This is a genomic window from Ilumatobacter sp. (genome assembly GCF_030065885.1).
GTDB lineage: Bacteria > Actinomycetota > Acidimicrobiia > Acidimicrobiales > Ilumatobacteraceae > Ilumatobacter.
Genome location: NZ_JASJCS010000016.1, coordinates 58,641 through 65,587, shown reverse-complemented (window position 1 = coordinate 65,587; position 6,947 = coordinate 58,641). Strand labels below are relative to the sequence as shown.

Here is a 6,947-nt window from a genome sequence, read left to right as displayed (position 1 = left end):
TCGGTCGATTGCAGCCTCGGGAGGGAGGTCGAGCTTGGTGAGGATGTTGCGGACGTGCGTCTCGGCAGTGCGCTGGTTGACGACCAGACGCTCGGCGATCGCCGCATTGGAGTGACCCTCGGCCATCAGCGCGAGCACCTCCCGCTCGCGATCCGACAGGCGGTCGAGCGGTCCGGGTCGGCGGGGGCGCTGCACGAGGCGGGTGACGACCTCGGGATCGATCGCAGTGCCGCCGCCGGCGACTCGGGTGAGGGCGTCGAGGAAGTCCTCGAGCTGCGTGACGCGGTCCTTCAGCAGGTAGCCGACGCCGACCGCCCCTTCGGCGAGGAGGTCGAGTGCGTACCGGGTCTCGATGTGCTGCGACAGCACGAGCACCGCCGCCTCGGGGCGTCGGCGCCGAGCTTCGAGCGCGGCCTCCAGCCCCTCGGTCTGGAACGAGGGCGGCATCCGGACGTCGACGACCAGGACATCAGGCTCCAGCTCCTCGGTCGCCTCTAGCAGTCCGACGGCGTCGGGGAACGTCGCGACGACCTCGATCCCTTCGTCGGTGAGCAGGCGCGACAGACCGTCGCGGATCAGGGCCGAGTCGTCGGCGACGATCACTCGCACGGCAACGTCGCCTCGATGGTCGTGCCGCCGGCGGGGGACTCGATGGAGAACGAACCGCCGGCGGCCTCGACACGGTCTTGCAGCCCTTCGAGCCCGGAGTTTGGCGACAGCTTCGCCCCACCCGCGCCGTCATCGACGACCCGCACGACGGCCTCGCCGTTGCGCCGCGCGATCGACACGTTGACGAGGCGCGCCCCTGCGTGCTTGGCGGCATTGGTCAGTCCTTCGGCGATCACGTAGTAGGCGGTGAGCTCGAGCTGCTCGGGGAGCGGAGAGCCCGACTCGTGGATGTCGACGGGAACCGGCGAACGTTCGGCGAGGGCGTCGACTGCCGCCCGCAACCCTCGGTCGGCGAGGATCGCCGGCGGCGCACCGCGGGACACCGCGCGGAGCTCCGTGATGGCCGCGCGCGTCTCGACCGTGCTGTGTTCGAGCAGCGCGGCCAGCTCGTCGGTGCGGCCCGCCTCGGCGAGCCGGCGGCCCCGCTGCAGCTCCATCCCCAACCCGACCAGACGTTGCTGGGCGCCGTCGTGAAGATCACGTGCGAGCTGCCTGCGTGCGTCGTCGCTGGCCTCGACGATGCGGGCCCGCGAGGCCTCGACCTCCTCGAGCTGTGCGTTGACCTGGGCGTTGAGCCGTTCGACCCGCAGGGCCAGCCCGATCGTCGCAGCGATGGCGCCGACCCGTTCGGCCGCCATCGGGAGCTCGGCGTCGTGCTCGATGGCGCCGAGCAGATCCTCGCCGGATCGGACGAGCGCCAGTGCACGACCGGTGGCCAGGGCGTCGGGATCGACAGTCGTCGCCTGGTCGTCGGCGAGCGCGATGCCGTCCGGCGAGACGAGCACGCGCGCGCTCTCGTCGTCCAGCGCCCGGCGCACGGCGTGGCCGAGGTCGGTGCCGCCCGCACCGACGTCGATCACCAATCCCGCCAGCTCGGGCCGATCCCAGCGGGAGCTGACGTGGCGGAAGACGACGACGGCCGGAACCGCAGCCACGACCGTGAGCACGACACCCTGCAGCGCGCCGGCCGCGAGGCGGCCGCTTCCGATCGTCAGGTCCAGGACGGCGAATCCGGACGCCAAGGCCCACGTCGACGTTGCGCCCGCTGCGACGACGTGTTGGGGACGCCGCCAGTGCCCACCGGCGCGTCCGATGCCGATGTGCACCGACGTCGCGATCGTCATCGCGGCCGTCGCCGCCAGCGCAGCGATCACCAATGCGAGCCGTAGTGCGCGGTCGTCGTCGGTCAGCAGCCCGATGGACGGGTGCCCGATCAGGACCGGGTCGCGAGTGACGACCGCGAGGGCCGCCGCAACCGAGCCTCCACCGGCGAGTGCGAGCGCCCAGCGGGCCCGGCCCTCGGTGAGCCGGCCGACGAGGAGCCAGGTCGCCAGCGCCAGACCGGCCGCCGGTCCGACTCGGCCGATCACGTAGGCCGCCGGTTCGTCGGACAGGACGAGATGGGTCGAGAACGCCGCCAGCGAACCACCCAGCAGCACCCACGACGGTCGCATCGCGCTCCACCGCCAGAGGGCGACGCTGGCAGCGATCGATGCCCACCCGCCGAAGGCGGCGACTGCCATCGCCCAACCCGGCAGGCGACTCCCGGTCTCGAAGTCGTCGATCGACCAGAGCATGAACTCACCAGAGGCATCCACCTGCATCGACACCTTGAGCGGTGCCCCGTTCTCGGCCGCCGCGAGAGCGATCACGACCCGGTCACCGTCGTTCACGAGGTAGCGGACGAACCTCGTCGGCCCGAAGACGTCGAGGAACCCCACCGTCTGCTCCTGCATCAGCTCGATCGTGAAGTCATCACCGAAGGTGTCACTGAAGCGCCGGTCGAGGTCGTCGCTGGTGAACATCCGGTCGCCGGCGAGTAGCTCGAACGTCCACTGCGCCTGCTCGGCGAGCGGTGTCGTCGGGGGGTCGAGCTCCTCGACGCGGAGCAGCTCGGCAGTGGTCAGACCGGTCTGGTCGGGTGCTGCCCAGAAGGCAGCCCAGAGAGCGGCCACGCCGGCAGTGACGCACACGGCGAGCGCCAGCGGGTAGCCGAGCCGCGAAGCCATGTGCCGATCTTCGCGCCGGGCGCGTGGCCTGTCGTCCGTACGTGCACGTAGCGAGGGCCAGGGCGGGCGCGGAGGGAGGTCCCGCGCCAGCCCCGATGTGTCCCGGGCCGAGGAGGAGGAGGTTGGAGACGACCCCGAACGACAAGGAGGAGAACCATGGCAACGAAGACCCGAGCAACCGCATTCGCCACGATCTCGGTGGCAGTCGCGCTGGTCGCCAGCGCCTGCGGTGGTGGCGACGACGACACCGACGACGGCGAGCCGCTCGTCGGCGCCGGCGCGAGCCCCGCCACGACGACCGTGGTGCCGACGGACGATCCGCCACCGTGGACGCAGGCGGCTCCGGCCACGACCGTCGCGCCGCAGACGACGGCGGCTCCGGCCACGACACAGCTGCCCCAGACCACCGACCCGAGCGGACCGAGCCATGACCTCGCTGCGGGGCTGGCCTCGATCGTCGAGACGACGGGCGTGCCCGCCCTCGGTGCGATGGCGATCGACAGTGGCGGCGTGCTCGGCGTGGCCACGGCCGGCGTTCGAGCGCGAGGCGATGACGCACCGGCGACTCCCGACGACCTGTTCCACATCGGCTCGAACACCAAGGCGATGACCGCTGCGCTGGTCGGCCGGTTGGAGGCCAATGGCGCCGGGATCGGCTTCGACACGACCCTGGCCGAGGCGTTCTCGTCGGTCGACGTCGATGCCGGCTATGCCGACGTGACGATCGCCGATCTGCTCGCCCACGCAGGCGGTGCTCCCACCGACGCGCAGTTGCCCCCGGACATCGAAGCGTTCCTCGAGCAGTTCGACGCGGCAGCCGGCCGATTCGAGGTCGCCCGCATGGTCCTCGCTCAGGCACCGGCCAACGAGCCGGGCACGCTGTCGAACTACTCGAACGCCGGCTACGTGATCGTCGGCGCCGCCCTCGAGGCCGCCACCGGAGAGGCCTGGGAGGATCTGATGCGCAGCCAGGTCTTCGAGCCGCTCGAGATGACGTCGTGTGGCTTCGGCGCCCCGGGCACCGAAGCCGACCTGACCCAACCGCGCGGCCACGACGGCGACAGCGGCGAGCCGGTGTTCGACGGGCTCCCTCCCGCCGTCGGCCCGGCCGGCACGGTCCACTGCACGATGTCGGACTGGAGCCGCTTCCTCGGCGAGCTGCTGCGCGGCGCCACCGGCGACAGCGAGTACGTCGATGCGGTGACCGTCGAGCGCCTGTTCGCGCCGGTCGCCCCGGTCGCCGACGCGCCCCATCTCGGCTACGCCCTCGGCTGGATCGTCGTCGACGGCCCCAACGGTCCGGTGGCGCTGCACAACGGCAGCAACACGTACTGGTACAGCGAGGCGTACGTGGTCCCCGACGCCGACCGGGCGGTGCTCGCCGTCAGCAACGAGGCGTCGAGCGGCGAGCTCGCGGTCGCCCAGGCGCTCGAGCTGCTGTCCTCGGAGTTCCCGGGATGAGCACCGCCGACCCGGTGACCGCCTCCGGCGCCACGACCGAGTCCTCCGGCTCGGTCGCGGCGCCGGTCGGTCTCGGCGTGGGTGCCGGATGCCCAGCGTTCGTCGCGGCGACGACGATCGACCGCAGGTGGAAGCGATGACGGTGCTCGCAGCGTTGCCGTGGCCGGTGATGCTGTGCCTGCTCGCAGCGACCTTGCTCGATGGATGACGCCGTCGACCGAGGGCGCTCTGCTCCACGATGGCCGGACTAGGCTCGCAGCGTCCGGCGGCGATGGAGGCGTTGAAGGGGGGTCCCGATGGTCGACGAAGCCCGACAGGTCTACATCTCGTACAAGTGGGGCGGCGAGAGCGAGCGGATCGTCAACGAGCTCGACGCGGATCTCCAGGCCAAGGGCATGGTCGTCGTCCGCGACAAGCGCGACCTCCGCTACACCGGCTCGATCTCGGCGTTCATGGAGGAGATCGGTCGGGGCCGGGCGGTCATCGTGGTGATCTCGGACGAGTACCTGAGGTCGGCCAACTGCATGCGCGAGTTGGTCGAGATCGCCAAGAACGAGGACGTCAGAGACCGGATCTTCCCGGTCATCCTCTCCGATGCGCGGATCTACGAACCCGCGAAGCGCCTGCAGTACGTCGAGTACTGGAAGCAGAAGCACCAAGAGCTGGACGCCGGCATGCAGAAGGTCGGCCAGACCAAACTGCACGGCTTCCGGGAAGAGCTCGATCTGTACGACACCATCCGCGACGAGATCTCGAACCTGACGGCGATTCTCAAGGACATGAACACGCTCACTCCCGAGATGCACAGGAACTCGGACTTCGCGATCCTCTTCACGCATCTCGAGGCGCGCCTCGGAGGCCCTGCCCCGACGATCGCACCACCGGTCGCCGCACCAGCGCCCCCCGCTGCCACGCACGCGGCGTTCAGCCCGCCCAGCTCGGCTCCCGGGGCGCAACCGGTTCCGGCGGCCCAACCGCCTGCGACTGCCGATCACCGAAGCGGACTGGCCGCGGTGCCGACGTGGCTGTGGGTCGTACTCGGAGTGCTCGCCGGCGGGATCCTCCTCGTGGCGGTGGCCGCGGCCGTCGCCGACACGGACGACCCACCGGAGGACCTGCCCCCCGAGGTGAACGAGCAGCCGTTCTCCTACGGCGACGACGCGTTCCTCGACGAGCTCTGGGACGCCTGCGAGTCGGGCGTCTTCGCGGCATGCGACGACCTGTACCTCGAGAGCCCCGTCGGCTCCGACTACGAGTTCTTCGGCGACACCTGCGGCGCCCTCGTCGACCTCAGTGCGGCCGGCGAGTGCGCGGCCAGCTTCGGCCCGTAGCACGCAGCTGTCGGGGCAGCGGCCCGCCCGGGCGCCGATGAGCGGTCGATCGGCGACATGCCGGTGAGCGTGCCGTCGTTCAGCCGCCCGCCTCGTCCGCCGCGCGATGTGAAGCCAACGTCGCTTCGCTGATCCGCTTCAGGTCGCGGTCGGGGAACGCGCTCAGCAACCGCCACGCCACGTCGAGCGTGTCGGCGATCGATCGGCCCCCGGTCTGGTTGACGAACTCCCGCTCGAAGCCATCGGCGAACGCGAGGTAGCGGCGGTCGGCCTCGGTCAGCCCCGCCTCACCGATGATCGCCACCAGCCGGCGCAGGTCGCGGCCCTGCGCATACGCGGCGTAGAGCTGATCGGCCAGCTCGCGATGGTCACCCCGCGTCTTGTCGGCCCCGATCCCCGATGACATCAGCCGGCTGAGGCTGGGCAGGACGTCGATCGGGGGTGAGACCCCACGCCGGTGCAGCTCGCGCGAGAGCACGACCTGACCCTCGGTGATGTAGCCCGACAGATCGGGGATCGGGTGGGTGATGTCGTCGTCGGGCATCGACACGATGACCAGTTGGGTGACCGACCCGGTATGTCCGTGGAGCCGGCCGGCGCGCTCGTAGATCGTCGCCAGGTCGGTGTACATGTACCCCGGGTAACCGCGCCGACCCGGCACCTCTTCGCGAGCCGTGGCCACCTCGCGAAGGGCCTCGCAGTAGTTGGTCATGTCGGTGAGGATCACGAGGACGTGGTAGCCGCGATGGAAGGCGAGGAACTCGGCGGCGGTCAGTGCCAGACGGGGCGTCACCAGGCGCTCGATCGTGGGGTCGTCGGCCAGGTTGACGAAGAGCACCGTCCGGTTGAGCTGGCCGCTGTCCTCGAGGCTGCGACGGAAGAAGCTCATCTCTCGATGGGTGATGCCCATCGCGGCGAACACCACGACGAACGGCTCGTCACCGGCGCCCGGCACCTTCGCCTCCGCGGCGATCTCGGCCGCCAGCTCGCCGGCCGGCAGACCGAAGCCGGAGAAGATCGGCAGCTTCTGACCGCGCAGCAGCGTGTTCAGCCCGTCGATCGCCGAGACGCCCGTCTCCATGTACTCCGACGGGTAGCGGCGGGCGGCCGGGTTGATCGGCAGCCCGTTGATGTCCCAGAACGCCTCGGCCATCACCGGCGGTCCGCCGTCGATCGGGCGTCCGGCACCGTCGAGCATGCGGCCGAGCAAGCTCTCGCCGACCGGCATCCGCGCTGCGTCGCCGCCGAGGCGGACCCTGGTGGAGGCGACGTCGAGCCCCCGGGTGCCGCTGTAGACCTCGATCACGGCGCGGTCCTGGTCGACCTCGAGCACCTGGCCACGCCGGATCTCACCGTCGGGCGCGACGATGTCGACGACCTCGGCGGCGTGGACACCGCTGGCGCGCTCGATGAAGATCAGCGGCCCCGACACGTAGTGGACCGTCTGGAACTCGGTCGTGTGCAAGCCGCGGCGCAA

5 protein-coding genes are annotated in these 6,947 nt (G+C 70.8%); 2 read left to right on the top strand and 3 right to left on the bottom strand.

What is annotated here, in order from left to right; translation table 11 throughout:
* Both QNJ12_RS06040 and QNJ12_RS06035 read right to left on the bottom strand, forming a co-directional pair.
* On the bottom strand, nt 1-609 hold a 609-nt coding region (locus QNJ12_RS06040; RefSeq protein ID WP_300620234.1), incomplete at its 3' end, for a response regulator transcription factor.
* Entirely contained in the window at nt 600-2,678 is a 2,079-nt protein-coding gene (locus QNJ12_RS06035; RefSeq protein ID WP_300620231.1) for a histidine kinase, read from the bottom strand. The genes QNJ12_RS06035 and QNJ12_RS06040, both read right to left, overlap by 10 nt.
* A gap of 156 nt (nt 2,679-2,834) precedes the next feature.
* Here QNJ12_RS06035 and QNJ12_RS06030 point away from each other — a divergent pair, with 156 nt between their 5' ends.
* A complete protein-coding gene (locus QNJ12_RS06030) occupies nt 2,835-4,139 on the top strand; it encodes a serine hydrolase (protein WP_300620228.1) in 1,305 nt (434 codons plus the stop codon).
* Between the two features lie 296 nt (nt 4,140-4,435).
* Entirely contained in the window at nt 4,436-5,470 is a 1,035-nt protein-coding gene (locus tag QNJ12_RS06025; protein ID WP_300620225.1) for a toll/interleukin-1 receptor domain-containing protein, read from the top strand.
* 79 nt (nt 5,471-5,549) lie between these two features.
* Here the strand turns inward: QNJ12_RS06025 and QNJ12_RS06020 are convergent, their stop codons facing one another.
* Nucleotides 5,550-6,947 (bottom strand): V-type ATP synthase subunit B, encoded by a 1,398-nt coding sequence (locus QNJ12_RS06020; RefSeq protein ID WP_367281758.1) that lies wholly within the window; start codon nt 6,945-6,947, stop codon nt 5,550-5,552.